The 23525-nt window shown below is 59.4% G+C and carries 23 protein-coding genes and 1 riboswitch; of the genes, 15 read left to right on the top strand and 8 right to left on the bottom strand.

The window, feature by feature from the left end; translation table 11 throughout:
- Positions 1-115: 115 nt before the first annotated feature.
- Entirely contained in the window at positions 116-619 is a 504-nt protein-coding gene (locus tag M2416_RS16480) for a phenolic acid decarboxylase (RefSeq protein WP_041143091.1), read from the bottom strand.
- 99 nt (positions 620-718) lie between these two features.
- On the opposite strand from M2416_RS16480, the gene M2416_RS16475 reads away from it, so the two are divergent.
- The 8 genes from M2416_RS16475 (at position 719) to M2416_RS16440 (ending at position 8389) form a co-directional block, all read left to right on the top strand.
- Positions 719-1597: a LysR family transcriptional regulator gene (locus M2416_RS16475; protein ID WP_041143092.1), complete on the top strand. Its 879-nt coding sequence runs from the start codon at positions 719-721 to the stop codon at positions 1595-1597.
- Positions 1598-1702: 105 nt separating this feature from the next.
- On the top strand, positions 1703-3277 hold the full coding sequence (gene nikA / locus M2416_RS16470; protein ID WP_139339418.1) for a nickel ABC transporter substrate-binding protein: 1575 nt from the start codon (positions 1703-1705) through the stop codon (positions 3275-3277).
- A complete protein-coding gene (nikB, locus tag M2416_RS16465) occupies positions 3277-4221 on the top strand; it encodes a nickel ABC transporter permease subunit NikB (RefSeq protein WP_076946196.1) in 945 nt (314 codons plus the stop codon). The genes nikA and nikB overlap by 1 nt, the downstream gene beginning before the upstream one ends.
- The gene (gene nikC, locus M2416_RS16460) at positions 4218-5051 is read left to right on the top strand and encodes a nickel ABC transporter permease subunit NikC (protein WP_259225756.1); all 834 of its coding nucleotides are present in this window, start codon (positions 4218-4220) and stop codon (positions 5049-5051) included. The genes nikB and nikC overlap by 4 nt, the downstream gene beginning before the upstream one ends.
- Positions 5051-5815 (top strand): nickel import ATP-binding protein NikD, encoded by a 765-nt coding sequence (gene nikD / locus M2416_RS16455; protein WP_259225753.1) that lies wholly within the window; start codon positions 5051-5053, stop codon positions 5813-5815. The genes nikC and nikD overlap by 1 nt, the downstream gene beginning before the upstream one ends.
- Entirely contained in the window at positions 5812-6603 is a 792-nt protein-coding gene (gene nikE, locus M2416_RS16450; protein WP_259225752.1) for a nickel import ATP-binding protein NikE, read from the top strand. The genes nikD and nikE overlap by 4 nt, the downstream gene beginning before the upstream one ends.
- The gene (gene nikR, locus M2416_RS16445) at positions 6591-7007 is read left to right on the top strand and encodes a nickel-responsive transcriptional regulator NikR (RefSeq protein ID WP_076946200.1); all 417 of its coding nucleotides are present in this window, start codon (positions 6591-6593) and stop codon (positions 7005-7007) included. Before nikE ends, nikR begins: the two co-directional genes overlap by 13 nt.
- Before the next feature lie 128 nt (positions 7008-7135).
- A riboswitch (M-box (ykoK) riboswitch) is annotated at positions 7136-7319 on the top strand.
- Between the two features lie 56 nt (positions 7320-7375).
- Positions 7376-8389, top strand: a complete 1014-nt coding sequence (locus M2416_RS16440) for a magnesium transporter (protein ID WP_076946201.1) — start codon at positions 7376-7378, stop codon at positions 8387-8389.
- A gap of 48 nt (positions 8390-8437) precedes the next feature.
- Here the strand turns inward: M2416_RS16440 and M2416_RS16435 are convergent, their stop codons facing one another.
- Positions 8438-9019 (bottom strand): nuclear transport factor 2 family protein, encoded by a 582-nt coding sequence (locus M2416_RS16435; RefSeq protein WP_259225750.1) that lies wholly within the window; start codon positions 9017-9019, stop codon positions 8438-8440.
- Positions 9020-9128: 109 nt separating this feature from the next.
- On the opposite strand from M2416_RS16435, the gene M2416_RS16430 reads away from it, so the two are divergent.
- The gene (locus tag M2416_RS16430; protein ID WP_259225749.1) at positions 9129-10022 is read left to right on the top strand and encodes a LysR substrate-binding domain-containing protein; all 894 of its coding nucleotides are present in this window, start codon (positions 9129-9131) and stop codon (positions 10020-10022) included.
- Between the two features lie 4 nt (positions 10023-10026).
- Here the strand turns inward: M2416_RS16430 and M2416_RS16425 are convergent, their stop codons facing one another.
- The gene (locus M2416_RS16425) at positions 10027-11220 is read right to left on the bottom strand and encodes a BaiN/RdsA family NAD(P)/FAD-dependent oxidoreductase (protein WP_259225747.1); all 1194 of its coding nucleotides are present in this window, start codon (positions 11218-11220) and stop codon (positions 10027-10029) included.
- 230 nt (positions 11221-11450) lie between these two features.
- Here M2416_RS16425 and pitA point away from each other — a divergent pair, with 230 nt between their 5' ends.
- The 3 genes from pitA (at position 11451) to M2416_RS16410 (ending at position 13896) form a co-directional block, all read left to right on the top strand.
- Positions 11451-12947 (top strand): inorganic phosphate transporter PitA, encoded by a 1497-nt coding sequence (pitA, locus tag M2416_RS16420; protein ID WP_076946205.1) that lies wholly within the window; start codon positions 11451-11453, stop codon positions 12945-12947.
- A 174-nt stretch (positions 12948-13121) separates the two neighbouring features.
- The gene (locus M2416_RS16415; protein ID WP_076946330.1) at positions 13122-13511 is read left to right on the top strand and encodes a polymorphic toxin type 44 domain-containing protein; all 390 of its coding nucleotides are present in this window, start codon (positions 13122-13124) and stop codon (positions 13509-13511) included.
- Entirely contained in the window at positions 13489-13896 is a 408-nt protein-coding gene (locus M2416_RS16410; protein ID WP_076946206.1) for a hypothetical protein, read from the top strand. Before M2416_RS16415 ends, M2416_RS16410 begins: the two co-directional genes overlap by 23 nt.
- Before the next feature lie 43 nt (positions 13897-13939).
- On the opposite strand, the gene uspB is transcribed toward M2416_RS16410, so the two are convergent.
- A complete protein-coding gene (gene uspB / locus M2416_RS16405; RefSeq protein ID WP_041143101.1) occupies positions 13940-14275 on the bottom strand; it encodes a universal stress protein UspB in 336 nt (111 codons plus the stop codon).
- Positions 14276-14652: 377 nt separating this feature from the next.
- On the opposite strand from uspB, the gene uspA reads away from it, so the two are divergent.
- Positions 14653-15090, top strand: coding sequence for a universal stress protein UspA (uspA, locus tag M2416_RS16400; RefSeq protein ID WP_041143102.1), 438 nt, complete (start codon positions 14653-14655; stop codon positions 15088-15090).
- A gap of 321 nt (positions 15091-15411) precedes the next feature.
- On the top strand, positions 15412-16884 hold the full coding sequence (gene dtpB / locus M2416_RS16395) for a dipeptide/tripeptide permease DtpB (RefSeq protein ID WP_259225745.1): 1473 nt from the start codon (positions 15412-15414) through the stop codon (positions 16882-16884).
- Between the two features lie 38 nt (positions 16885-16922).
- Here the strand turns inward: dtpB and M2416_RS16390 are convergent, their stop codons facing one another.
- A complete protein-coding gene (locus tag M2416_RS16390) occupies positions 16923-17426 on the bottom strand; it encodes an RrF2 family transcriptional regulator (protein WP_076946208.1) in 504 nt (167 codons plus the stop codon).
- Between the two features lie 232 nt (positions 17427-17658).
- Here M2416_RS16390 and M2416_RS16385 point away from each other — a divergent pair, with 232 nt between their 5' ends.
- Positions 17659-18861, top strand: a complete 1203-nt coding sequence (locus tag M2416_RS16385; protein WP_076946209.1) for an NAD(P)/FAD-dependent oxidoreductase — start codon at positions 17659-17661, stop codon at positions 18859-18861.
- 89 nt (positions 18862-18950) lie between these two features.
- Here M2416_RS16385 and rsmJ read toward each other — a convergent pair whose 3' ends face one another.
- The 3 genes from rsmJ to M2416_RS16370 all read right to left on the bottom strand — a co-directional run bounded on the left by rsmJ (position 18951) and on the right by M2416_RS16370 (position 23337).
- Positions 18951-19703: a 16S rRNA (guanine(1516)-N(2))-methyltransferase RsmJ gene (rsmJ, locus tag M2416_RS16380; RefSeq protein ID WP_076946210.1), complete on the bottom strand. Its 753-nt coding sequence runs from the start codon at positions 19701-19703 to the stop codon at positions 18951-18953.
- A 134-nt stretch (positions 19704-19837) separates the two neighbouring features.
- A complete protein-coding gene (gene prlC, locus M2416_RS16375) occupies positions 19838-21880 on the bottom strand; it encodes an oligopeptidase A (protein WP_241782721.1) in 2043 nt (680 codons plus the stop codon).
- 185 nt (positions 21881-22065) lie between these two features.
- Positions 22066-23337 (bottom strand): acid phosphatase, encoded by a 1272-nt coding sequence (locus tag M2416_RS16370; RefSeq protein WP_076946212.1) that lies wholly within the window; start codon positions 23335-23337, stop codon positions 22066-22068.
- Positions 23338-23525 lie beyond the last annotated feature (188 nt).

Below are 23525 nucleotides of genomic sequence, written 5' to 3'. Positions count from 1 at the left end.
GGAGCTCGGGGGTGGTAAAGTAAACAAACATTAAACCGTTAAAGAATAAATATAACTTTACGCGATGCTGCTAACGATAAAATCTAATGTAGATCACAAAATTATTTCCGGAATATTACAAGTTTGCAGGAAAATCAGCCGGTAATTGATTAGCGGGACAATTAATAACAGCGTCATTATTGGCGCCGCAGTCGCGAACAAAGGTAATTGTCGCAAACTCATCAATCACTTCCGTCGGATAGGCCGGACCGGCGGCGCGGTAAGACTCCATCAGCGGAATATGCTCATTCTGGAAGCAGACGGTTTTTTGCGGATCGTTGATAACCCAGCGCGGAAAGAAGATGGTGCCGTGAAACAGCCGATCGCCGAGATTAACGATCAGGCTGACGTCGGTCCCGGTTGGTTCGGTCCACGAGATTTTATAGATGCTGGCGCCCACTCGTACGATAAAGGCCTGCTGATCTTTCACCCACCGATTGCCGACGATCCCGCTATGAATACGGTAGTCGAGGGTGTGGCCATTTTTGACGTAAATTTCGTAGTTCCACCCATTATCGTAGGTATAAACCAGATGTTTGCCGATAAAACCGCTCAAATCGTGTTTGTCAAAAGCGTTCATTGTGCTTGCTCCTCTGTTGTTGGAATCCAGCGTACTGCTTTAAAAAATGAATGAATAACGCTATGTTTGGATTGAATCCATCCACTTTTTAGATGAGTTATGCATAAGACAACGCTCGAACAATGGGCTCTGCTGGAGAAGGTTATCGCCCTGGGCAGCTTCGCCAGGGCCGCGGAGGAGACCCATCGCAGCCAGTCGTCGGTCAGCTACAACCTCGCCCTGCTGCAGGAGAGGCTGGGGGTGACGCTGCTGACGCCATCCGGACGCCGCGCGGTATTAACGCCGGCGGGCGAGCTGCTGCTCGCCCAGGTTAAGCCGCTGCTGCAGGCCTTTTACTACGTTGAAAATCACGCTGTTGCGCTGCGCAACGGCGCCCGCAGCAGGCTCGATCTGGTGGTCGACAGCATTTTTCCTCGCCAGCGGCTGTTTGCTATTCTGCGCCAGTTCCAGCAGCGCTACCCGCAAACCCAGGTCAGGCTAACGGAGGTGCTGGAAAACGTCGGCGACGAGAGCGCGGCGCACAGCGAGGCTGACGTGATGGTGCTCACCCGCCGCCAGGATATTACCGGCCGCGGCGAGTGGCTGATGAACATCGATTTTATCGCCGTGGCCCACCGGGACCATCCGCTTGTCGCCCTCGACGGGCCGCTGGACGATAGCGCCCTCGCCCGCTGGCCGCTGGTGCAAATCGCCGATCGCCACAACGAGCGCCAGCCGGGCCGCGACGCGTGGACCTTCTCCACCATTGATGCCGCGATTGACGCCGTGCTCTATCAGGTCGGTTTCGGCTGGCTACCCGAAGAGCGCATTCGCCAACAGCTCGCCCAGGGGGAGCTGAAGCCGCTGCCGCTGAGCCACGGCGCCCGCCGCGCGACCCCGCTGCACCTGATCGTTAAGCGCGATGTCGCCCCCATTGATGAACAGCTCGCCACGCTGCTGGATCTCTTCAGGCACCCTGATGGCACCGCGTCTATATGATTTTCTTATACTATCGGGCCATTGATTGATCTGAGTTACTCCTAAAGTATGATGAATTATTAAAATCATCATACTTTTCTGCTCACTGAGATTAACGCCTTGTCGATCCTCCGCACCCTCTTCCGCCCCCTTCTGACGGCGGTTTGCCTCTGTCTGCCTCTGCTAACCGGCGCCGCCGCGCGCGAAGTCGTCACCGCCTGGCCGGTAAACGTCGGCCCCCTGAATCCCCACCTCTATACGCCCAACCAGATGTTCGCCCAAAGCATGGTCTACGAGCCGCTGGTCAAATATCAGCAGGATGGCTCGGTCAAGCCGTGGCTGGCGAGCCGCTGGACCCACTCCGCGGACGGCAAGGTCTGGCTGTTTACCCTGCGCAGTGACGTGCAGTTCTCTAACGGCGAGCCGTTTAACGCCCAGGCGGCGGTAGCCAATTTTCAGGCGGTGCTGGCGAACAGGCAGCGCCACGCCTGGCTCGAGCTGACCAATCAGATTAGCGATGTCAGGGCGCTGAGCGATACCCAGCTGCAAATTACCCTGAAAAGCGCCTACTACCCTTTTCTGCAGGAGCTGGCGCTGCCGCGTCCGTTCCGCTTTATCGCCCCGTCACAGTTTGTTGACGGCGGCACCGTTCACGGCATTAAGGCGCCCATCGGCACCGGGCCGTGGGTGCTGAAAACCACGAAGCTCAACCAGCTTGACGTGCTGGTGCGTAACCCACGCTACTGGGGCGAAAAACCGGCGATTGACCAGGTGACCGTGAAGGTGATCCCGGACCCGATGACCCGCGCCGTCGCCTTTGAAACCGGCGATATCGATCTGCTCTACGGCAACGAGGGCCTGCTGCCGCTGGATACCTTCGCGCGTTTCAGCCATAGCCCGGCCTGGCGCACCCAGCTTTCTCAGCCCGTCGAAACGGTGATGCTGGCGCTTAACTCTGCCAAAGCGCCCACTAATGAGCTGGCGGTGCGGGAAGCGCTCAACTATGCGGTCAACAAAAAGTCGCTGATCGACAACGCGCTGTACGGCACCCAGCAGGTCGCCGATACGCTGTTCGCCCCTTCGGTCCCCTATGCCAATATCGGCCTGACCCCGCGCCGCTACGATCCGCAGCAGGCTAACGCCCTGCTGGAGAAAGCCGGCTGGCTGAAGCCCGCGGGCGAGCAGATCCGTCGCAAAAATGGCCAGCCGCTGCGCATCGAGATGTCGTTTATCGGCACCGACGCCCTGAGCAAATCCATGGCCGAAATTATGCAGGCCGATATGCGCCAGGTTGGCGTCGACGTCGTGCTGAACGGCGAAGAAGAGAGCAGCATTTATGCCCGCCAGCGCGACGGGCGCTTCGGCATGATTTTTAACCGCACCTGGGGCGCGCCGTACGATCCACACGCCTTTATGAGCTCAATGCGCGTCCCCTCTCACGCCGACTATCAGGCCCAGCAGGGGTTAGCCGATAAGGCGCTTATCGACCAGCAGATTGGCAAGGTGCTGACGACTACCGACGAAACCCAGCGCCAGACGCTGTATCGCGACATCCTGACCCGCCTGCACAACGATGCGGTCTATCTGCCCATCAGCTACGTCTCGATGATGGTGGTGGCAAAACCCGAGCTCGGTACGATCCCCTACGCTGCCATCGCCGCTGAGATTCCGTTCGAACAGATCCGGCCGGAGCAGCCCTGATGCGGCGCTACGTACTGCGGCGCATCCTGCTGCTGATACCGATGATTTTCGCCGCCTCGGTCATTATCTTTCTCATGCTGCGTCTCGGAACCGGCGACCCGGCGCTGGACTATCTGCGCCTGTCAAATCTTCCGCCGACGCCGGAGATGGTGGCCTCCACCCGCGCGATGCTCGGGCTGGACCAGCCGCTCGTCGCCCAGTACGCCAGCTGGCTGTGGAAGGCGCTGCATCTCGATTTTGGCCTCTCCTTCGCCACCCAGCGGCCGGTGCTCGACGACGTGATGCACTTCCTGCCCGCCACGCTGCAGCTGGCGGGCGCGGCGCTGGTTATTATCCTGCTGACCTCCGTGCCGCTGGGGATTTGGGCCGCCCGCCATCGCGACCGCCCGGCGGATTTCATCGTGCGGGCGATCGCCTTTCTCGGCGTTTCGATGCCCAACTTCTGGCTCGCCTTCCTGCTGGTGATGCTTTTTTCGGTCTATTTGCAGTGGCTGCCGGCGCTGGGCTACGGCGGCTGGCGACACCTTATTCTGCCCGCAGCGTCGATAGCCCTGATGTCGCTGGCCATTAACGCCCGCCTGCTGCGCGCCAGCATGCTGGAGGTTGCTGGCCAGCGCCACGTCACCTGGGCGCGGCTGCGCGGGCTGAGCGACAGGCAAACCGAACGCCGCCATATCCTGCGCAACGCCTCGCTGCCCGTGGTGACCGCTATCGGGATGCATATTGCCGAGCTGATTGGCGGCACGATGATTATCGAAAATATCTTTGCCTGGCCGGGCATCGGGCGCTACGCGGTGTCGGCCATCTTTAACCGCGACTACCCGGTTATCCAGTGCTTCACGCTGGTGATGGTGGTGGTATTTGCGCTCTGCAACCTGACGGTTGACCTGCTCAACGCCGCGCTGGACCCGCGTATTCGCCGCCATGAAGGAGCGCACCCGTGAACCTTTTTCTTTCTGCCCGCTGGCCGGTTCGCCTGGCGCTGATCGCCATTATCCTGCTGGTGCCGATCGCCCTCACCGCCCAGTGGTGGCTGCCCTACGACCCGCAGGCCGTTGATTTACCGTCACGCCTGCTCTCGCCGGACGCCCGGCACTGGCTGGGAACCGACCACCTGGGACGCGATATTTTTTCCCGCCTGCTGGCCGCCACGCGGGTTTCTCTCGGCGCGGTGCTGGCCTGCCTGCTGCTGGTGCTGGCGCTGGGGCTGATCATCGGCGGCTGCGCCGGGCTGATGGGCGGCCGGGTCGATCAGCTCACCATGCGGGTTGCCGATATGTTTATGACCTTCCCGACCTCTATCCTGTCGTTTTTCATGGTGGGCGTACTGGGTACCGGGCTGACTAACGTGATTATCGCCATCGCCCTGTCGCACTGGGCATGGTACGCGCGGATGGTGCGCAGCCTGACGATTTCGCTACGCCAGCGTGAGTTTGTGCTCGCCTCCCGGCTTTGCGGGGCGGGGCATGTCCGCGTCTTTGTCGATCATCTGGCGGGCGCGGTGGTGCCGTCGCTGCTGGTGCTCGCCACCCTCGATATCGGCCATATGATGCTGCACGTCGCCGGAATGTCGTTCCTTGGCCTTGGCGTCAGCGCGCCAACCGCCGAGTGGGGAGTGATGATTAACGACGCGCGCCAGTATATCTGGACCCAGCCGCTGCAGATGCTGTGGCCGGGCCTGGCGCTGTTTATCAGCGTGATGGCCTTTAACCTGGTGGGCGACGCGCTGCGCGATCGTCTCGATCCTCACCTGATCGCGGAGCATAGCCACTGATGCCACAGAAGATCGAGCTCGAGCAGTTCACCCTCCACGCCGAGCGGCCGCTGGTCCACGATCTGTCGCTAACGCTGCGGCGCGGCCGGGTGCTGGCGCTGCTCGGCAGCAGCGGCTGCGGAAAATCGCTGACCTGCGCCGCGGCCCTTGAGGTTCTGCCGCCCGGCGTCAGGCAGAGCGCCGGGCGCATCCTGCTCGACGGAATACCGGTCCACGGCAGGCAGCTGCGCGGCGCCACCGTCGCCACCATCATGCAGAATCCTCGCAGCGCCTTTAACCCGCTGCACACCATGGCGGCTCACGCCAGGGAAACCTGCCGCGCCGTCGGCCGGCCGCCGGATGAGGCGGCATTTATCACCGCCCTGCAGGCGGTGGGGCTGGAGAATCCCGCCCAGCTGCTCAGGCGCTACCCCTTCGAGATGAGCGGCGGCATGCTGCAGCGGATGATGATTGCCCTGGCCGTGCTGAGCGAGGCGCCGTTTATCTTTGCCGATGAGCCCACCACCGACCTCGATGCCGTCGCCCAGGCGCGCATTCTTGACCTGCTGGAGGAGATCGTCACCAGCCGCGGCCAGGGCCTGCTGCTGATTACGCACGATATGGGCGTGGTGGCACGGCTGGCGCACGAGGTCGCGGTGATGGACGAGGGTCGTATCGTCGAGCGCTGCGACGTGGCAACCTTGTTCAGCGCCCCGCGGCATCCGGTCAGCCGACGGCTGCTGGCGGCGCACCTGGCGCTGTATGGAATGGAGAGCAGAGCGTGAATTTACTTAACGTCACTGGCGTCAGCCACGATTACCCGCATCACCCGGCGGTGCTGCAGCAGATCAACCTCAGCATCGCGCCGGGGGAGACGGTGGCCCTGCTCGGCCGCAGCGGCTGCGGCAAAAGCACCCTCGCACGCATGCTGGTGGGGCTGGAATCACCCGATTGCGGCGTTATCGCCTGGCGCGATACCCCGCTCCCGGCCCTGAAGGACGAGGCTCTGCGCACCTTTCGCCGCGATATCCAGCTGGTTTTTCAGGACCCGCTGAGCGCGGTGAATCCGCGTAAAACGGTGCTGGAGATTATCAGCGAACCGCTGCGCCACCTGTTCCGCTACTCCCGCGATGAGCGCACGGCGCAGGTGAAGGCGATGCTGCAGGCGGTCGATCTCAGCGCTGACCTGCTCCACAAGCGCCCGCTGCAGCTCAGCGGCGGCCAGCTCCAGCGCGTGTGCCTGGCCCGGGCGCTGGTGGTGCGGCCGCAGCTGCTGATCCTTGATGAGGCGGTGTCGAATCTGGATCTCGTCCTGCAGGCGGAGATCCTTGCCCTCCTCAAGCGTCTGCAGGCTCAGTTTTCCACCGCCTGCCTGTTTATCACCCATGACCTGCGGCTGGTCGAACGCTTTTGCCAGCGGGTGATGGTGATGGAGAGCGGGCAAATTGTTGAAACGACGGAGATAAGCTCACCGCTGCGTCTTCAGTCCACCGCGGGTCGGGCGCTACAGCGCGCGGTACTTCCCGCTTTTCCAGCCTCCCTGACCAAAGAGAAACAGCCATGCAGCGCGTAACCCTGACCCTTGATGATGAGCTTCTTGCCACCCTTGATGCGCTCAGCGAACAGCGGGGCTATAACAACCGCTCGGAAGCGGTGCGCGATATTTTGCGCAATACCCTGATGCATGAACACGCGCAAAAGAGTGAACAGCGCGGCTACGCGGTGCTCTCCTACGTGTACGAGCACGAGAAGCGCGAGCTGGCGAGCCGGCTGATTGCCACCCAGCACCATCACCACGATCTCTCCGTCGCCACGCTGCATGTGCACATCAGCCACGATGACTGCCTCGAGATTGCGGTACTGAAAGGGGAAATGGGCGAAGTGCAGCACTTCGCCGATGAGGTGATTGCCCAGCGCGGCGTGCGCCACGGGCATTTGCACTGCCTGACCGCGGAGGAGGAGCACGCCCACTCCTAGCCTCGCGTTCGGCGGGAACGCAACGGCGGATCGGTAAACAAAACCGCCGCCGTTTATCAACAGTTGATAAACATGTTGAATTATCAACCTGGTTAACTATCTCTTTTCGTGAATAATGGCGCCTCATTTAACGATCTCGTTATGGCGAGGCTCCTGCACAAATATAAGTTACCGCCCTGCTGGTATCGAGAGAGACCACTCAGGGAAATACAGGCATCCATCGAATCAAGGTGTTGCCAAGGTAACTTCTGACGGCATTCGTGCCGGACGGATACGTTGTACAGTGCTAAAACCAGGACGTAGGGATCTGCCTGTGCTCATCCTGTCTTGTTCGCCCCTATGAGTGATTTTTTATAGGGAATTACACCATGTCATCCATCCAACACTGCGCCACCCATCCGGCTAACGCCGCCTTCGACGGCGATGCCATCGCCCAGTACATGCGTACCGACTTTATTACGCTGCCGGAGCAGCTCAGCGTTCATGAAGCGCGGGAGCGCTTTGTCTCGCAGCTCACCAGCGACGATATCCCAGGCCAGGTTTTCGTCGTCGCCGGCAGGAAGCTGCGCGGCAGCCTGTCGATTAAAAAACTGCTGCAGGAGAGCGATACCACGCAGCCCATTCGCTACTTAATGGACAGCTGCCTGTTCCGCGTAAAGCCCGATGATGAGCGCCAGCAGGTGGTGGCCGAACTGGGAGAACGCGGGCTCAACCTGGTGCCGGTGGTCGAAAAAGGCGAGCTGGTGGGCTGCCTGATGGAGAAGGAGATCGCCCATCTGCTGGAAGATGAGGTCACCGAAGACGCACATCTGCAGGGCGCGACGCTGCCGCTGGAGAAGCCCTATCTGGAGATAAGCCCGTGGACGCTGTGGAAGAAGCGTTCGGTCTGGCTGCTGCTGCTGTTCGTCGCCGAAGCCTACACCAGCAGCGTTATCCAGCACTTTGAAGAGGCGCTGGAGTCGGCCATTGCGCTGGCCTTCTTTATCCCGCTGCTGATCGGCACCGGCGGCAACAGCGGCACGCAGATCACCTCCACGCTGGTGCGCTCTATGGCGCTGGGCGAAGTGCGGCTGCGCGATATGGGACGGGTTATCCGCAAAGAGGTCTCAACGTCGCTGCTGATCGCCCTCACGCTCGGGCTGGCGGGATGCCTGCGCGCCTGGATGATGGGCATCGGGATGGAAATCACCCTGATCGTCAGCCTGACGCTGGTGTGCATTACGCTGTGGAGCGCGCTGGTATCGTCGGTGATCCCGATGGTGCTCAAGCGCGTCGGTATCGACCCGGCGGTAGTCTCCGCGCCGTTTATCGCCACCCTGATCGACGGCACCGGGCTTATCATCTACTTCAAAATCGCCCAGTACTTTCTTGGTCTGAACTGACGGCGTACGGGCCCGCCGGCTCGCGCCCGGCGGCCCGCTTTGCCCACGCTATGCCGAAAGCCAGCGCATGCCTGCGGCTTTCATCTCCCGCTCCTGGTCGCTGCCTCGGGTGGCAAAAACCCGCTGTACCGGAAAACCGCTCTGCTCAAGCAGATAGCCCAGCGCGGCGTATTCGCGCGGATACTTTGCCGCCAGCGCCGAATCAATCTCAGTCGGCCCCAGCGGGAAGGTAAAGGTCCCCATATCGTAGATACTCTGCCGGTGGAATAGCCGCCACACGCCGTCGCGCTTTTCCGCCATATCGTAAAAACGGTTGTGGCACTCGCAGCCGATATTCAGCCGGGTATTTTCCGCAATAATCATGGCGCAGGTTTCGAGGATCGCGCGGCTGCCGTCGTCGCTGAACTGCACGATCGGGGAGCTAATAAGGTGCCGGGTCCGCAGCTCAGAGGCGCCCATTCGCATCGAGCCATCGATAAAATCGCTGGCCAGCCCTTCAAACCAGGTAATTTCTATCGTTCCGTCCGGGTGAAACAGCTCGCGTAATTTATCCCATTCGCTCAGATCGCGATGGATCCAGCCTGTCATCAGGTCGTTAAGCTGCTGGCGGTCCTGCAGTTGGCTATGCATGTTGCTCTCTCCGATTAGTGAACGGGGTGTAGTTTGTGCCCGCGATCCAATAAACTCAAATATACAGATTTCATCGATCAATCACTTTAAGTGATGAATGAGGGTCCCTATGGAACTACGCCACCTGCGCTACTTTTTGGCCGTCGCCGAGGAGAGCCATTTCGGCCGCGCCGCCGAGCGCCTGCACATCGTGCAGCCCGCGCTGAGCAAGCAGATTAAAGACCTCGAAAACGAGCTGGGAGGCGCGCTATTTATCCGCTCCAGCCGGCGGGTGACGCTTACCGAAGCCGGAAAGCTGCTGCAGGTTCAGGCGCAAAATATCCTCGCCCAGACTGAGCATAGTCGCTTAATGGTCGAACGGTCGCTCAAAGGGGAGATGGGCCAGGTGCGGGTCGGCTTTGCCGGTAACGCGGTGCTCAGCGGGCGGCTGATTGCCGATATGCGGCTCTTCCACCAGCGCTATCCGCAGGCGGAGCTCAGGGTGCAGGAGCTGGAGCCGCATCAGCAAATTGAAGCCATTCTGCATGACCAGCTGGATATTGGCTATCTGCCTGATTTTCAAGGCGCAAACCACCCGGCGCTGCGCCGCGAGGCGGTCGGCAGCTGGCAGCGGTTCGTGGCGATGAATGAAGAGAGCCCGCTGGCCGCTCACCCGCGGCTGACCGTTGAGATGCTGGCGGACGAAGCGCTGATCCTCTACGCCAGCCACGATGCGGACGCGCGGCTGGCGTCAACGCTGCGGGCGCTCGACGGCAGGGAAAATCACCTCGTCTCGCGCGCCTCGGGGACGCTGAGCGTGCTGGCGATGGCCGGCGCCGGGCTGGGCGTGGCGCTGGTCCCCGAGCCGGTGGTGCAGGTCGGCATTCCGGGCATCGTCTATCGCCCGCTGGATGCCCCGGAGCTCTGCGCCAACCTGATCCGGGTTAGCCGCAAAGAGGAGATTAACGGGGCGGCGCGCGCCTGGCAGGCGCTGTTTACGCCGCCTTCTGCCGCCGGGGAGTAGCGCCCTACTTCTGGGCCAGCGCCTGCGCGCAGGCCCAGGCGGAGGCCCACGCCCACTGGAAGTTATAGCCGCCGAGCCAGCCGGTGACGTCCATCACTTCGCCGATAAAATAGAGCCCGGGCACTTTCCGCGCTTCCATCGTGCGGGAGGAGAGTTCGTTGGTATCCACGCCGCCGAGGGTCACCTCCGCCGTCCGATAGCCCTCGGTGCCGTTGGGCTGCACGCGCCAGGCGGTCAGCGTCTCCACCAGCGCCTCCTGCTCGCGGAGGTTGAGCTGCTTCAGCGTGACGTCCGGGATCTGCCCCAGCTGCTGCAGGCACTCGACCAGACGCTTCGGCAGCTGCATGGCGAGGGTATTTTTCAGGCTTTGATTCGGATGCTCTGCCCGCTGCTGGTTGAGGAAGTCGTCGAGACTGCAGTCCGGCAGCAGATTGATGCTGACGAATTCTCCCGACTGCCAGTAGCTGGAAATTTGCAGCACCGCCGGACCGGAGAGTCCGCGATGGGTAAACAGCAGATTCTCGCGGAAAACCGTGCCGTTCTCGGCGGTAATGGTCGATGGCACCGACACGCCGGAGAGCATCTGCAGCTGCTCGAGCAGCGGTTTATGCAGGGTAAAAGGCACCAGCCCGGCGCGGGTCGGCAGCACCGTCAGGCCAAACTGTTCGGCCAGCTTGTAGCCGAACGGCGACGCGCCAAGGCCAGGCATCGACAGGCCGCCGGAGGCGACCACCAGCCTGTTCGCCGCCACCGTTTCGCCGTTAAGCTGCAGGGTGAAGCCCGCGTCGTCGCGCTCGACGCTCAGGATCTCCGTGCGCAGGCGGAGCTGCACGCCGCCCTTTTCACATTCAGCCAGCAGCAGGTTGACCACCTGTTCGGCAGAGTCGTCGCAGAACAGCTGGCCGAGCGTCTTCTCATGCCAGGCGATGCCGTGTTTACCCACCAGCTCGATAAAATCCCACTGGGTGTAGCGCGCCAGCGCCGACTTGCAAAAATGCGGGTTCTGGCTGAGATAGGCCGCCGGCTCGATATACATATTGGTAAAATTGCAGCGCCCGCCGCCGGACATCAGGATTTTACGGCCCGGCTTTTTGCCATTATCCAGCAGCAGCACGCGCAGCCCCGCCTGGCCCGCCTGTGCTGCACAAAACATTCCCGCCGCTCCGGCGCCGATTACAATGGCATCAAACCTTTCCACACTGCTTTCCTCATGTCCCGATTGTCGGGAATTGTAAATATTTCACGCTGGTCGCACCAGCGCGAAAAATTAAGTATTTATTTACATCATTGAAATATATAGGATTACTCCCAAGCGCGTCGTACCTGAAGAGCAGGGAAATCAAAAAAAGTCTATATTTCACTTTGCCCGCGCCGCTAAAGTCACTGATAATGCGCCGCGTTCATGTCCTCAAAATGGCGTAACGTCCTATGCTACATTTATTTGCCGGTCTGGATTTACATACCGGGCTATTACTATTGCTTGCTTTAGCTTTCGTGCTGTTTTACGAAGCGATTAACGGTTTTCATGATACCGCAAACGCTGTTGCAACTGTGATCTACACACGCGCAATGCGGTCGCAGCTTGCTGTGGCGATGGCGGCTCTCTTCAACTTTTTCGGCGTTCTGTTAGGTGGTCTTAGCGTAGCTTATGCCATTGTGCATATGTTGCCGACCGACCTGCTGCTTAACATGGGTTCTGCACATGGCCTCGCTATGGTGTTCTCCATGCTGCTGGCGGCTATTATCTGGAACCTCGGAACCTGGTACTTTGGTCTTCCGGCCTCCAGTTCGCATACGCTGATCGGCGCCATCATCGGGATTGGTTTAACCAATGCATTGATGACCGGCACCTCGGTGGTTGACGCGCTGAATATCCCGAAAGTCATCGGTATTTTCGCCTCGCTGATCGTCTCGCCTATCGTGGGCCTGGTGGTGGCTGGCGGCCTGATTTTCATTCTGCGCCGCTACTGGAGCAATACCAAGAAACGCGCTCGTATCCACCTGACGCCTGCTGAACGTGAAAAGAAAGACGGCAAGAAAAAACCGCCGTTCTGGACCCGCATTGCGCTGATTCTGTCAGCAATAGGCGTGTCATTCTCGCACGGCGCGAACGACGGCCAGAAGGGCATTGGCCTGGTGATGCTGGTGCTTATCGGCGTAGCGCCGGCAGGTTTCGTGGTTAACATGAACGCTTCCGGCTACGAAATCACCCGTACCCGCGATGCGGTCAATAACGTGGAAACCTTCTTCGAACAGCGTCCTGAGCTGCTGAAGAAAGCGACCGGCGTTGACCAGCTGATTCCGTCACCGGAAGCCGGCGCGGTCGCCGCGGGCGAGTTCCACTGCCATCCGGCGAACACCGTCAACGCGCTTAGCCGCGTGAAAACGATGCTCACCGGAATCGAAAGCTACGACGCGCTCACTCTCGATCAGCGTAGCCAGATGCGCCGCATTATGCTGTGTATTTCCGACACCACCGACAAAGTCGCGAAGCTGCCGGAAGTGAATGGCGATGATAAGCGTCTGCTGAAGAAGCTTAAAACCGATATGCTGAGCACCATCGAGTACGCGCCAATCTGGATCATTATGGCGGTTGCTCTGGCGTTAGGTATCGGCACCATGATCGGCTGGCGCCGCGTGGCGACCACTATCGGCGAGAAGATCGGTAAGAAAGGCATGACCTACGCACAGGGTATGTCGGCCCAGATGACCGCAGCCGTATCGATTGGTCTGGCGAGCTACACCGGGATGCCGGTTTCCACCACCCACGTGCTCTCCTCCTCGGTTGCAGGGACGATGCTCGTTGACGGCGGCGGACTGCAGAGAAAAACCGTCACCAGTATTCTGATGGCGTGGGTTCTCACCCTCCCGGCGGCGATTCTGCTGTCAGGCGGGCTGTACTGGATAGCGCTGAAGCTTATCTAAGAAGCTAAAAGCGACAAAAAAGCGGGTCAGGAAACTGACCCGCTTTTTTTATGTCCGTTGTTTTACTTAATTTTTTTCTGGCATGAGGAAAATCTGAACATTTTTTGTTCAAAACCGCTGGAGGAAAAAAAATATCATCCCGGGCAGGATAAAATACCGCACAGTGGAGAATGTATGGCTTCTGTCCCCATCCCTGGACCTGGTTCAATCGTTATAGTGACCAATATGCGTGAAGCACGCCGTCAAGGAATGACGCGTAATATGGCCACACCATCAACGTATTACTGGTTTTATCAAAAAGTCAGAAATGGCGGCCCGTGGGATTATAAAAAATTCGACCCGTATTTCGCAGCGTTCGGTAATTTCAATTTTGGGGCTACCGGCACTGCCGCAGGTATTCCTGCAAACATTCTTCTTATGGGCGCGGGTTGGGCTCAGGGTCGCGCGGGAACCTCAAAACCCGGATGGGGGAAATGGTACGAAAAACCGCCCTATGGAGATGACCCTACGGATCAGCGCAATATCAGAGAAGGGATAGATTATGCCATTCAGAACGGTTATTAGATGGCTCCATCGGTTTGTTACGCTGGCACTACTGGTCCTGATCGTCGGATTTGTGTGGCTGAACCACCGGCCCGACCCGCGAAATAGCGATGAGCTCCAGCGTGTTTATAAATTGTCTGACGGCGTTTGGCTCTATATGACCGTTAACAGCCGCGGTGGCGCAACGGTGCCTACAATCTATCGTTACTATCTGTCGCATGAGATAGCAGGGAGCAATACAGAAATTATCCAGCAGCTTACGCAGAAGAGCCCGGTGATTGAGGGGACAGGGAGTCTGACGAGTGCCGGCATAGATAAAAACGGGGAAGTGAACCTCTCTTACAGCGGCAAGATTATCTCAATCCAGGACAATATCTCAGACCTCAGATTCTCAGTTAAGCCCTGACTGCGATGCAAAGAAGGCGAGGCTAGCCCCGCCTTTCTTATGCTCAGTGCCAGATAAGTAGCGCAACCATACTCACCACCACGAGGCCGCACAGCGCGCTGGTCAAAATAAACTGTCGCCGCACCCGTTCACAGCGGCGAATAAACTCGTCGTCATGATGATCGCGGTAGCGCTGGCCGTAGATATACCAGACCAGCCTCATCTGCTTACCCGGCTGACCGTGAGAGGTAAAAAAACCCCCGCCATCAACATATTGATACAACAAGGGATCGCAACCACGTAGCACTACCAATAACGCACGCAATGATGAGAAGTAGCGTGCCATATTCACCACACAAACGATACACAGGGCCCAAAACAGCGCAATCGTGCTGATCATACTTCCTCCCCGGCGACCCACCCTCGGAGACGTCTCCGGGGCTAGCGCTCCCCAATACCCGACCCATACAATAGAAGAGTGCGATACCAATCACGTTTATTTATTCGATCGGCTCATTAAATAGTGTAGGAGATCCGTTAATTTTTTTACCACAAGGTTAATCGTTATCAATACATAAGACGGATATATTTGTTTAACTATTTGGTGAACCAGGCGCATTGACGGCGCGCGAGGGGCGCTATAAGGTAGAAATATCTTCTACAATTAAGTCCTTAACGGACTGAACCCCCGCGAATTAGCACGCAGGACGCGGGCGAAGCGGCAGCGCTAGCTGTCTGGTCCAACGGTCATCGACAACTTATGGAAGGAGTAACACTATGGCTTACAAACATATTCTTATTGCAGTAGACCTCTCCCCGGAAAGCAAAGTGCTGGTAGAGAAAGCCGTTTCTATGGCACGTCCCTACAATGCCAAGGTTTCCCTGATCCACGTCGATGTGAATTACTCCGACCTCTACACCGGTCTTATCGACGTCAATCTGGGCGACATGCAGAAACGCATTTCTGAAGAGACCCACCACGCGCTGAGCGAACTCTCCGGCAACGCGGGCTATCCGATTACGGAAACCCTGAGCGGCAGCGGCGATCTCGGCCAGGTGCTGGTTGATGCCATTAAAAAATACGATATGGACCTGGTCGTCTGCGGCCACCATCAGGACTTCTGGAGCAAGCTGATGTCCTCCGCACGCCAGCTGATCAACACCGTACATGTCGATATGCTGATTGTCCCGCTGCGCGACGAAGAAGACGAATAACGCTTTCGCCTTTCTCAGCATCAGCCTGTCTGCGCCCGCTTATGCGGGCGTTTCTTTTCCCGTCCGCGCCGCCATCGCCCGCCCGCTATTATCCCGACTATCCCAAACGAACCGTTATCGCCCGCCAAGAGACACAATCAGGATATCAACCCACACATTTAATATCATTTAGTGTGATCGACCAATTATAAGAAAAAATATCTATATAATAATCTAACCATTAAGCCAATGGCCGCAGTATAGCGCGCCATAATACTTTTTCAGCGCGTTCTGGCATACGCGTTCATACTTTTTTGGGATAGCACTAAAAGGCGAAGGAATATGAAAACAACTGCACCTACGGGCCTGCTGCAGCAACCGCGGCCGTTCTTCATGATCTTTTTTGTAGAGTTATGGGAGCGATTTGGCTATTACGGCGTCCAGGGCATCCTGGCGGTTTTCTTTGTTAAACAGCTCGGATTCTCTCAGGAACAGGCGTTTATTACCTTCGGCGCATTTGCGGCGCTGGTCTACGGCCTGATCTCCATCGGCGGCTACGTCGGCGACCACCTGCTGGGCACCAAACGAACGCTGGTGCTGGGGGCGATTGTGCTGGCGCTCGGCTATTTCATGACCGGGCTGTCGCTCCTGAAACCCGATCTCATTTTTATCGCTCTGGGCACCATCGCCGTCGGGAACGGACTGTTTAAGGCCAACCCCGCCAGCCTGCTGTCAAAGTGCTATCCTCCGGAGGACGCCCGCCTCGACGGGGCATTCACTCTGTTTTATATGTCGATTAACATCGGCTCCCTGCTGTCGCTATCGCTGGCGCCGGTGATTGCCGAGAAGTTCGGCTACGCCGTCACCTACAACCTGTGCGGGGCGGGGCTGATTATCGCTCTGCTGGTCTACTTCGCCTGCCGTGGGATGGTCAAAGATATCGGTTCGGAGCCCGACCATCGGCCGCTGGTGCTGCGCAACCTGCTGTACGTACTGGTCGGTACGGTAGCGATGATTTTCCTCTGCGCCTGGCTCATGCATAACGTGAAAATCGCCAACCTGGTGCTGATCGTCCTCTCTATCGTGGTGATTATTTTCTTCTTTCGCGAGGCCTTTAAGCTGGATAAAACCGGCCGCAACAAGATGTTTGTCGCCTTTATCCTGATGCTGGAAGCGGTGCTGTTCTACATCCTGTACGCGCAAATGCCCACGTCGCTCAACTTTTTTGCCATCAACAACGTGCACCACCAGATCCTTGGCATCACCATTAACCCGGTCAGCTTCCAGGCGCTGAATCCGTTCTGGGTCGTGGTCGCCAGCCCGATACTGGCGGCAATCTACACCCGCCTCGGCAACAAAGGTCGGGACCTGACCATGCCGATGAAGTTTACCCTTGGGATGTTTTTATGTTCGCTGGGCTTCCTGACCGCCGCCGCCGCCGGTATCTGGTTTGCCGACGCCCAGGGGCTCACCTCGCCGTGGTTTATCGTGCTGGTCTATCTGTTCCAGAGCCTTGGCGAGCTGCTGATTAGCGCACTCGGCCTGGCGATGGTCGCCGCGCTGGTTCCCCAGCAGCTGATGGGCTTTATCCTCGGGATGTGGTTCCTGACGCAGGCGGCAGCCTTCCTGATGGGGGGATACGTAGCGACCTTCACCGCGGTGCCGGAAAATATCACCGACCCGCTGCAGACCCTGCCAATCTACACCGACGTGTTCGGCAAGATTGGCCTGGTGACCCTGGCGGTGACGATCGTGATGGCGATTCTGGTGCCGTGGCTCAATCGTATGATTAATACCCCTGTCGACGACAAATAGCGTCGGCTCAGGCCTCGGCCAGCGGCAGCTGGCTGAGGTTAGCTCTTACGAGCGTCAATCCACTCCTGCACTTCAATCACAAACTCATCCGGCGCCTTGCGGTACATCTTGCGGGCGAGATCCAAAATCGTATGCTGCCCGAGCGCCTCTTCCATGCGCTGCTGGGCCATGTCCATTACCGAGCGCACGCCACAAATGCCTTCACAGGCCCACTCCGGCGGCTGCTCGTCAAATACCGCCAGCCGCTGGCGAATTTCACGACACTCGAAAATACGCTTATCGCCATCAATGGCATTGACCACGTCCAGCACGGTGATGTGTTCGGCGGGCTTCGCCAGCTGGAAGCCGCCGCCCTTGCCCTCCATGCTGCGCACCAGCCCTGCCCGGGAGAGGCGGGTAAAAATTTTGGCCAGATAGTCGTAGGGCACGCTTTGCAGCTCGGCGATTTCCCGCACGCTCATGTCGCGCGCGTCGCCCTTGCTGTCCACCATGCACATCAGACTATGGATGCCGTACTCAACGCCAGAACTGTAGAACGCCATTCTCTTATCTCAGCCAAAACAAATCTGAGTTATTGTAGCTTTTTCATTTCATCCATACCAGACGGGTGCCGTATTAAGCAGCAGGATAAATAATTATTTCAATATTTATCATATACATATTATCGAAACCCCGCTTTTAACCCAGGCAACAGCACAAATCACGTTGCACTTTACAACTACGACAAATAAAATCCGAGTAAATACATCGTAGCAAACAGTGAGTGAAAGCATAATGGCTAAAAAAATCCTGATCGTCGGCGCGGGCTTTTCCGGAATGTGGGCGGCGCTCAGCGCCGCACGCCTGGCGGATAAGCACCGCGACGAGACCGTGGAAATCACGGTAATTGCCCCGCAGCCCGAGCTGCGGGTACGTCCACGTTTCTATGAGGACGATGTGCCGACGCTGGTCGCCCCGCTACAGCCATTATTTGACGCCACCGGCGTCAGCTTCCTGCGCGGGAGCGTTGAGCGCATCGTGCCCGCCGCCAAAGAAGTGGCGTGGGTCGATGCCTCCGGTAACGCGCAGCGCGCGGGCTACGACCGGCTGATTCTCGCCAGCGGCAGCCGCGTTAACCGTACCCAGGTCGTCGGCGCCGAGGCTCACGCCTTCGACCTCGACCAGCTGGAAAGCGCCACCGTTCTGGAAAACCATCTGAAATCCCTGGCCCACGCCGCGGATAGCGTGGCGCGCAATACGGTCGTCGTCTGCGGCGGCGGCTTTACCGGCATCGAGATGGCGATGGAGCTTCCGGGCAAGCTGCGGGCCATCCTGGGCTCAAATGCTAAGACCAGAGTAGTCGTAGTTGAACGCGGCCCGCAGCCGGGCTCGCGCTACAGCGACGCGCTGCGCGAGGTTATCGTTCAGGCCTCCGCAGAGCTCGGCGTTGAGTGGCTGGTGAACGCGGAGGTTGAAAGCATTGACGCATCCGGCGTGACGCTGAAAGACGGGCAGACTATCGCGTCGCAGACCGTTATCTGGACCGTCGGCGTACAGGCCAACGACCTGACGGCGCAGATTGACGCCCCGCGCGATCGCCAGGGCCGCCTGCACGTCAACGGCGATCTTCAGGTGATGGGTCATGATGCGATCTACGCCACCGGGGACGTGGCCTACGCCGCCACCGATGACAAGGGCAACCACGCGCTGATGACCTGCCAGCACGCGATTCTGCTGGGCAAATTTGCCGGCAACAACGCGGCGGCCAGCCTGCTGGAAGTGGCGCCGCTGCCCTATCGCCAGGAAAACTACGTCACCTGTCTGGACCTCGGCGCCTGGGGCGCGGTCTATACCGAAGGCTGGGACCAGCAGGTGAAGCTGACGCGGGAAGAGGCGAAAAAGGTGAAGATCGCGATAACCAGCGAGCTTATCTATCCTCCGAAGGCCGACAGAGCCATCGCCTTTGAGATTGCCGATCCGCTGGCACCGTTCGTCTAACCGCGCACAGGCCGCGCGATGCTTATCCGGGCTACGTAGTCCGGATAAGGCGCGTTGCGCTACCCTGCGGGATATTCGGCGAGAAGAGGTTATTCCGCCGTGCCGGCGTAAATATCAAACCGATGGCCCTTGGTGACCACCGCGTTTGGCGTGGCGACGTCCGCCAGCGGCGGCGCGTAGTCAGGCCGTTTGACCACCACCCGTTTGGTCGCCAGCCGGCGCGCCGGCTCGAGCAGGCCGTCGGCGTCTAAATCCGGCCCCACCAGCGACTGAAAGACGCGCATCTCTTTTTTCACCAGCGCGCTTTTCTGCTTGTGCGGGAACATCGGGTCGAGATAGACCACCTGCGGTCGCGGGGTAATATCGCTCAGCGCCGTCAGGCTTGAGGCGTGAATAAGCTGCAGACGCTGCTGCAGCCACGGGCCAATTTCCGGGTCGGCATAGCCGCGGGCAAGGCCATCATCAAGCAGCGCCGCCACCACCGGGTTACGCTCCAGCATCCGCACGCGACAGCCTACGCAGGCGAGCACAAACGCGTCGCGCCCCAGCCCCGCCGTGGCGTCCACCACCTCCGGCAGATAGTCGCCCTTGACCCCCACCGCTTTGGCCACCGCCTCGCCGCGTCCGCCGCCGAACTTGCGCCGATGGGCCATCGCCCCGCCGACAAAATCAACGAAGATGCCGCCAAGCTTCGGCTCGTCGCGCTTGCGCAATTCCAGATGCTCCGGCGTCATCGCCAGCGCCATCGGGTTGTCTTCGTCATGCTCCAGCCCCCAGCGGGCGGCAAGAACAGATAAGGCGCCGTCTCCGGCGCCCGTTTCATCAATTAAGCAGATTTTCACTTCCGCTTTACCCTAAATAATTCGCGTTGCCTCAGGACAACAAGGGAACAAATCCCCGGCAACGAACGCAGCGTAGGTTCCCGGGGTGAGTGAGTGCAGTTGCCGCAGAGGCAGCCTGAAGTATGGCGGGTAAATTAGCCCTTAATCCCGTAGTGATCCAGCATCGCGTCCAGCTGCGGCTCACGGCCGCGGAAGCGTTTGAAGAGGATCATCGGCTCTTCAGAACCGCCGCGGCTCAGGATGTTATCGAGGAACGACTGGCCGGTTTCGCGGTTGAAAATCCCCTCTTCCTCAAAGCGGGAGAAGGCGTCCGCCGCCAGCACGTCGGCCCACAGGTAGCTGTAGTAGCCCGCCGCGTAGCCGCCGGCAAAAATGTGGCTGAAGGCGTGCGGGAAGCGGCCCCACGACGGACCAGGCACCACGGCGACCTGCTTTTTGATCTCCGCCAGCGTCTCGAGGATTTTCGCCCCTTGCTCCGGCTGATACTCCGCATGCAGGCGGAAGTCGAACAGGCCGAACTCCAGCTGGCGCAGAATAAACAGCGCGGCCTGGTAATTCTTCGCGGCGAGCATTTTTTCCAGCAGCGCCTGCGGCAGCGGTTCGCCGGTCTCGTAGTGGCCGGAAATAAAGGCCAGCGCCTCCGGCTCCCAGCACCAGTTCTCCATAAACTGGCTCGGCAGCTCAACCGCATCCCACGGCACGCCGCTGATGCCGGACACGCCCGGGGTATCGATGCGGGTCAGCATGTGGTGCAGGCCGTGGCCGAATTCGTGGAACAGGGTGATCACTTCATCATGGGTGAACAGCGCCGGCTTGCCGCTAACCGGACGGTTAAAGTTGCAGGTCAGGTAGGCCACCGGTTTCTGCAGCGAACCGTCCAGCTTGCGCATCTGGCCGACGCAGTCGTCCATCCACGCGCCGCCGCGCTTGTGCTCGCGGGCGTAGAGATCGAGATAGAAGCTGCCGCGCAGCTCGCCTTTTTCGTCATACAGCTCGAAGAAGCGCACTTCCGGGTGCCAGACGTCGATATCGGTACGCTCTTTGGCGCTGATGCCGTAAATGCGCTTAACCACTTCGAACAGGCCGTTAACGGCTCTGTTTTCCGGGAAATAGGGGCGTAGCTGCTCATCGCTGATGCTGTAGAGATGCTGCTTCTGCTTTTCGCTGTAGTAAGCGATATCCCACGGCTGCAGCTCCTCAACGCCGAACTCCGCTTTGGCGAAGGCGCGCAGCTGGGCCAGCTCTTTTTCCCCCTGCGGACGGGCGCGTTTCGCCAGGTCGGTCAGGAAGTCGAGCACCTGCTGCGGGTTTTCCGCCATTTTGGTCGACAGCGATTTTGAGGCGTAGCTGTCAAAGCCCAGCAGCTGCGCCAGCTCGTGGCGCAGAGCGAGGATCTCGGCCATCACCGGGCTGTTGTCCCATTTGCCGGCGTTCGGCCCCTGGTCAGAAGCGCGGGTGGAGTAGGCGCGATAGAGCTCTTCGCGCAGCGCCTGGTTGTCGCAGTAGGTCATCACCGGCAGGTAGCTTGGGATATCGAGGGTCAGTAGATAGCCTTCCTGCTCTTTAGCCTGCGCCTGGGCCTGAGCCGCGGCCAGCGCGCTCTCCGGCATCCCGGAGAGCTCGGCTTCATCGGTGACCAGCTTGCTCCAACCCATGGTGGCGTCGAGCACGTTGTTGCTGTACTGGTTACCCAGCTCGGAGAGGCGTGCGGCAATTTCGCCGTAGCGCTTCTGCTGCTCTTTTGCCAGCCCAATACCGGAGAGTTCAAAATCACGCAGCGCGTTATCCACCGCTTTTTTCTGGGCGGTGTTGAGGGTGGCGTAGTGGTCGCCGTCGCGCAGGTCGCGATACGCCTGGTACAGGCCTTCGTTCTGGCCCACCCAGGTGCTGTATTCCGATAGCAGCGGCAGGGTTTGTTCGTAGGCTTCACGCAGCTCCGGACTATTTTTTACCGAGTTCAGATGGCTGACGGGAGAAAAAATACGCCCCAGCACGTCGTCAACTTCCGCCAGCGGCTGGCACAGCGTCTCCCAGCTATAGGGCGCGCCCTGCGCCACGACGCTCTCTACCGCTGCCCGGCAATCGTCCAGCGCTTTGGTGACCGCAGGCACCACATGCTCCGGCTTGATTGCAGAAAAAGGCGGCAACGAAAAAGGCGTCAGTAATGGATTGGTCATATGCGCAGTCCTGTTGAAAAGGGGAAATGAAGCGCGCGTTCCGGCGCTTTAGCATGAGATCTAGAATGGGGGATAGTTGGGTGAATTTCAATGTCGTGCGATGCGCAGAGCCGGGTATTGCTGCAATAAGCCCGGCCGTTGAGCAAAATCCCGGCGGGCGCGCTGCTTCGCCGGGCTGGGTGAGATTAATGCGCCTTCTGCGCCATCTGCCAGGCGGCAGGCAGGTTGAGGCGCTGCCAGAACTGCTGGTCGGCGGTCTCTCCCGACAGCGGATAGCCGGCCGGTAGGGCGCTTTTCACCATCAGCGCCCGACGCTGCGCGGCGGAAAGATGCGGCAAGGCGGCCTCCAGCAGCACCTCGGCCCCTTCCGGTACCTTCAGGGCCGGCTTCTCGCCCTTCTGCTGCGGCAGATCGTAGGTCATAGTGAAGCGATAAAAGGCGTGCATGGCCGGGTCGCGGTACGGATCGTCCTTGCCGGCGGTTTTCGCGCATTCGGCAAGCGAAGTGCCGCACTCTTTCTCCAGCGCGGCGCGCAGCTGGTCGCGCGCCTCGTTGAACAGCGCGCGATATTTTGCATCGTTCAGATAGTGGGCGACGTTACGCTGCGCCACCATCCGCGAGCCCATCACGTCCAGCGGATAGTGCACGCCGAGCACGATCCGCGAGTAGCCGTAGCGCGCGCCGCGGGTCACCAGCGCATCGAAGCGCTCGGGGATCATTTCGGCCATCAGCAGGGCATCGGTATAGCCGGTATTGGTGTGCCCGCTGGGGAAGGAGCCTTCATCGGCGGAATAGGGCTGGTTATCCTTCACCACCACGTCATCGGGCACCATGTGGATGGTGTTGCCCTGAATCAGGAACGGACGCGGGTTATTGAAGTGCTTTTTCGCCGCACCGGTGCTGACTTCGCTGGCCTTAATCAGCGCCGCCGCTTTGCCCAGCTCGCCTTTGTCGTAGGCCGCAAGGAACGCTTTGCCCAGCCGGGGCCCCATCGCATCGCTGAGGAAGTAGAGATAGCTTATCCCCTCGGCATCGGCCAGAGCCTGGTGGCGGGTAGCCTGGGTGGCATCGCGGTTAATGGCGGTGACGGTGGCGAGGTTATCTTTTACCACCGAATCCGGGAGCTTGCTGAACGCTGAGAGCAGCGCAATTCCCGCCTGCTGGTTAGCTTTAGTCTGAAAATCGTAGCCGCTGGCCTTGAGCCAGGCTTTATCCGCCTGGGTTTTATTCTGTTTCGCGTGCTCCAGCTGGTCGCGGGTGAGGGTTGCGGCATCCCCCTTCAGCGCCTGGCGCAGCGCCGCCAGCGCCTGGCTCTCCAGCGCGTCAAACGCCGGGCTCTGCGCCGCGGGCGTGACGCTGGCGGCGATCGCCGCGGCCTGATTGAGCGGAAGGTCTTTGGCCAGCGCCGGCAGCGCCAGGATCAGCGCCGACGTCAGAAGCGTGATTTGCAGTTTCATTATTTTTCCTTTTATTCAAACGATTACCTTGCCTGCACGCGACGCTAGCGCGACCGTTTGACGCTTTTATGACACCGTTATGTTTTGCAACGCTTTTGGCACAATTGAAACAGCACGGCGCTACAGCGGTAATCCGTACGGATCTGCGGTAAACTATCGGTTATCTTGTTTAATTCCCGGAATCTCTG

Origin of the sequence: Klebsiella sp. BIGb0132, from assembly GCF_024810075.1 — a bacterium.
GTDB lineage: Bacteria > Pseudomonadota > Gammaproteobacteria > Enterobacterales > Enterobacteriaceae > Klebsiella > Klebsiella terrigena.
Note: the sequence above shows the minus strand (reverse complement) of the source record. Positions and strands in the feature narration are given on the sequence as shown.

Bases quoted from the DNA above. Each gene is read 5' to 3' on its own strand.
- M2416_RS16480 (WP_041143091.1), bottom strand. From the start codon at position 619: ATGAACGCTTTTGACAAACACGATTTGAGCGGTTTTATCGGCAAACAT.
- M2416_RS16475 (WP_041143092.1), top strand. From the start codon at position 719: ATGCATAAGACAACGCTCGAACAATGGGCTCTGCTGGAGAAGGTTATC.
- nikB (WP_076946196.1), top strand. From the start codon at position 3,277: ATGCGGCGCTACGTACTGCGGCGCATCCTGCTGCTGATACCGATGATT.
- nikD (WP_259225753.1), top strand. From the start codon at position 5,051: ATGCCACAGAAGATCGAGCTCGAGCAGTTCACCCTCCACGCCGAGCGG.
- nikR (WP_076946200.1), top strand. From the start codon at position 6,591: ATGCAGCGCGTAACCCTGACCCTTGATGATGAGCTTCTTGCCACCCTT.
- M2416_RS16440 (WP_076946201.1), top strand. From the start codon at position 7,376: ATGTCATCCATCCAACACTGCGCCACCCATCCGGCTAACGCCGCCTTC.
- M2416_RS16435 (WP_259225750.1), bottom strand. From the start codon at position 9,019: ATGCATAGCCAACTGCAGGACCGCCAGCAGCTTAACGACCTGATGACA.
- M2416_RS16430 (WP_259225749.1), top strand. From the start codon at position 9,129: ATGGAACTACGCCACCTGCGCTACTTTTTGGCCGTCGCCGAGGAGAGC.
- pitA (WP_076946205.1), top strand. From the start codon at position 11,451: ATGCTACATTTATTTGCCGGTCTGGATTTACATACCGGGCTATTACTA.
- M2416_RS16415 (WP_076946330.1), top strand. From the start codon at position 13,122: ATGGCTTCTGTCCCCATCCCTGGACCTGGTTCAATCGTTATAGTGACC.
- M2416_RS16410 (WP_076946206.1), top strand. From the start codon at position 13,489: ATGCCATTCAGAACGGTTATTAGATGGCTCCATCGGTTTGTTACGCTG.
- uspB (WP_041143101.1), bottom strand. From the start codon at position 14,275: ATGATCAGCACGATTGCGCTGTTTTGGGCCCTGTGTATCGTTTGTGTG.
- uspA (WP_041143102.1), top strand. From the start codon at position 14,653: ATGGCTTACAAACATATTCTTATTGCAGTAGACCTCTCCCCGGAAAGC.
- dtpB (WP_259225745.1), top strand. From the start codon at position 15,412: ATGAAAACAACTGCACCTACGGGCCTGCTGCAGCAACCGCGGCCGTTC.
- M2416_RS16390 (WP_076946208.1), bottom strand. From the start codon at position 17,426: ATGGCGTTCTACAGTTCTGGCGTTGAGTACGGCATCCATAGTCTGATG.
- M2416_RS16385 (WP_076946209.1), top strand. From the start codon at position 17,659: ATGGCTAAAAAAATCCTGATCGTCGGCGCGGGCTTTTCCGGAATGTGG.
- prlC (WP_241782721.1), bottom strand. From the start codon at position 21,880: ATGACCAATCCATTACTGACGCCTTTTTCGTTGCCGCCTTTTTCTGCA.
- M2416_RS16370 (WP_076946212.1), bottom strand. From the start codon at position 23,337: ATGAAACTGCAAATCACGCTTCTGACGTCGGCGCTGATCCTGGCGCTG.